The organism is Alcanivorax xiamenensis (assembly GCF_009846745.1).
Classification (GTDB): Bacteria; Pseudomonadota; Gammaproteobacteria; order Pseudomonadales; family Alcanivoracaceae; genus Alloalcanivorax; species Alloalcanivorax xiamenensis.
This window is the reverse complement of record NZ_AQPF01000108.1, coordinates 1-1676: the sequence shown is the minus strand read 5'-3', so window position 1 is coordinate 1676 and position 1676 is coordinate 1. Positions and strand designations below refer to the sequence as shown.

3 protein-coding genes are annotated in these 1676 nt (G+C 63.8%); 1 reads left to right on the top strand and 2 read right to left on the bottom strand.

What is annotated here, in order from left to right:
• Positions 1–55 precede the first annotated feature (55 nt).
• Both A6D6_RS21600 and A6D6_RS21595 read right to left on the bottom strand, forming a co-directional pair.
• A complete protein-coding gene (locus A6D6_RS21600; protein ID WP_236564212.1) occupies positions 56–451 on the bottom strand; it encodes a GntR family transcriptional regulator in 396 nt (131 codons plus the stop codon).
• A complete protein-coding gene (locus A6D6_RS21595; RefSeq protein ID WP_133492600.1) occupies positions 451–714 on the bottom strand; it encodes a hypothetical protein in 264 nt (87 codons plus the stop codon). The genes A6D6_RS21600 and A6D6_RS21595 overlap by 1 nt, the downstream gene beginning before the upstream one ends.
• 111 nt (positions 715–825) lie before the next feature.
• On the opposite strand from A6D6_RS21595, the gene A6D6_RS21590 reads away from it, so the two are divergent.
• On the top strand, positions 826–1602 hold the full coding sequence (locus A6D6_RS21590; RefSeq protein WP_133492599.1) for an AraC family transcriptional regulator: 777 nt from the start codon (positions 826–828) through the stop codon (positions 1600–1602).
• The last annotated feature ends 74 nt before the right edge of the window (positions 1603–1676 follow it).

Here is a 1676-nt window from a genome sequence, read left to right as displayed (position 1 = left end):
AGCTTGCTTGCAAGCGAACGCGCCAACGCCGAAGGGGCGATTCGAGCAGCGCCCCTCACTCCGACAAAAACACCCGCCCCAACCGTTCCGCTTCTTCCTCGCTGGCGACTACCCGTAGTGGCACATTGAACAGTCCGGCCAGGGCCGCGCTCTGGGTTTGCATCACCAGCCTCTTGGCCGCGTTGGGCTGCACGCCGACCATGCCCTTGCAGGCCCGTGCCAGAGCATCCCGATTGCGCTTGAGCCACAGGGTGCGGCGCTTACGATCCTGGTGAGCTTCCTGTGCCGCCTCGGCGTTGCCCAGCAGCACCACGAAAGGTTCCGGCTGGGTAATCAGAGCATCCATCTCCTCCTCCCAGCGTAGGGCATAGCCCTCAGGCAGTGATTCGGGGAAGAAACGCACGATGGGAAAAGTGCTGATATCATGAATCTCGAAGTCGTCCAACGTCATTATCGCCCCTCCCTCAGGTCATCCAGCCACTGGCGCAGGCTGGGTTGGCGCACCTGCAGAATGTCGAACAGACCCAACGCGTCCAGCGCCGGCAGTAACTCGGCCAGATCACGCTCCGCTTCCCGGCGCGCTGGCTCCGGCGTGTCCGGGTCCAGCCATTGGCGGGCGTTGGCGAGAAACGCCCCCACCGATCCCTTGCGGATGGTGACACCGTCGAGATTCAGGGTGCTTTGCTCGTCGGGCAAGATGTCATTGGCTCGCATGGTTAAATCCTTCCAGTAAAAGGGCGGGAACAGGGGGGTAGAAACAGACTAGCGCCATGCGCCTGTCTGAAATACGGTATGAAGGTCATTCAATAACGGAAACTCGCCATCATGGCTTTAACCTCTGGCAGCGGCTCTTTCCCCGCCTTTCCCGGGCCACTGGTGGTCCGTGTCTGGAGCAAGCGGGACGCCGAACGCGAGGCTCGGGTAGCCGGCGTGCACAGCCATGACGAAGGGCAGCTCTGCGGCGCCATCGACGGTCTGCTGACGGTACGGACCGGTGCCACCCTGTGGGTGGTGCCGGCGGTTCACGCGATCTGGATTCCTCCGCGCTGCGAGCATGGTATCGATCCCCATGGCCGGTTCGATGGCTGGGCGCTACTGATGCGTGAGGATCTGTGCGCGGGACTGCCGGAGAAGCCCTGTACAGTGCGGGTATCCGGGCTGTTGATGGAGGCGGTGAAACGCGCTGCCAGTTGGAGCCTTCAAAGCTGGGACCGGCGGCAGGATCCGCTGGCGGCGGTCATCGCCGCCGAGATTCGTGCGTTGCCGGAAGCGCCGTTGGGGCTGCCCATGCCCACCGATCCACGCTTACTGAAAATCGCCCGTGCCCTGCTGGACGATCCGGCGGACCGGCGCGACCAAAGCGAATGGGCACATTGGGCCGGGCTTTCGGCACGCACGCTGTCACGACGCTTCCCCCAGGAGACCGGTCTCAGCTTTCAGCGATGGCGGCAACGGGCCCGGCTCTTGCGCGCCTTGGAGCGGCTGGCCGGCGATGCCCCGGTGACCACCGTCGCCCTGGAACTCGGCTACGACAACGTCAGCGCCTTCATCGCCGCCTTCCGCGACACCTTCGGCGTAACGCCGGGGAAATGGAGGCGGTAGGCGCGATACCATTCGCCAGCAAGCTGGTCTCCCACAGCTTTTTTACAGAGCCGCTGTGGGAAGCTTGCTTGCAA